The sequence below is a fragment of the Bacillus sp. N12A5 genome, assembly GCF_026790125.1.
In the GTDB taxonomy this organism is placed as follows: domain Bacteria; phylum Bacillota; class Bacilli; order Bacillales; family Bacillaceae; genus Bacillus.
In genome coordinates, this window is the sequence record NZ_JALAMR010000032.1 from 936 (window position 1) to 1,887 (window position 952).

The following is a 952-nucleotide window of genomic DNA, read 5'->3' on the forward strand; positions in this document are numbered from 1 at the left end:
TTTTTTTATTTAATAAAAGCAAGAAAACGGTTGCGAAAAAAATACTGGAGAAAAAGAAATTTTTCCTTTGACAAATCTCCTTTCATTTATTAATATTTTATCTTGTGAACTATTATTGAGGAATGAGGTGAAAAGGAGTTGACTGAATCAGAACGTGCTTTGCTCACTTTTGAACAGCTCTTCGATACGTCTCGGGCAATTTATAAAAAACAGAAGAAGATATTGGAGATTGTGCTTGAGCCTTTTGATATTACAGTCCTTCAATATCTGCTGATGTTTAAAATTCATCAAAGCGGAAGCACCCCGTTAAGCAAGCTGGCGATGTCGCTTGATCTTAAGCCTGCTTCTGTGACGCGAATGACAGATATTCTGTATAAGCGCCAATTGATGAATCGATATGANNATTCAGTTAACCGAAGAGGGGGAAGAACTGATTGAAAAAGCCGCTGTGCAATATGCAAAAATGGGTGCTGGCTTGTACCAAAAGCTTGATACCTCCCAGCTGCAGTATTTGCGCAAGCTCGCCGGAAGCTTAACAAAGCTTGCTGAGGGCTGTTCAGAAAAAAGCGGTAATTAAAAACTTCTCACATATTTTCACCAGCTTTCCACAAAATGATAGAGGATGAAACGAAAGGAGAAAACAAAATGAACAGAGGACGTTTAATTCTGACCAACATTATCGGTTTGATTGTTGTTCTTGCAATTATAGGCGGAGGTGCTTACTACTATTATCAAAGCACAAACTATGTGAAAACAGATGAAGCAAAAGTAGCCGGCGATATGGCAGCTATCTCAGCTCCAGCAGCAGGTAAAGTATCCGACTGGGATCTTGAAGAAGGAAAAACAGTGAAAAAAGGCGACACAGTTGCAAAAATCAAAGGTGAACAAACTGTTGATGTGAAATCCATCATGGATGGAACAATTGTGAAAAACGAAGTGAAAAACGGACAAA

At 38.7% G+C, this 952-nt stretch carries 1 protein-coding gene and 1 pseudogene; both read left to right on the forward strand.

All coding sequences use genetic code 11. From position 1 onward, the window contains the following. Positions 1-138 precede the first annotated feature (138 nt). Positions 139-577, forward strand: a pseudogene (locus tag MOC09_RS19995) (MarR family transcriptional regulator). Between the two features lie 35 nt (positions 578-612). Further along, the coding region (locus MOC09_RS20000; RefSeq protein ID WP_268371678.1) for a biotin/lipoyl-binding protein at positions 613-952 on the forward strand (340 nt) is incomplete at its 3' end.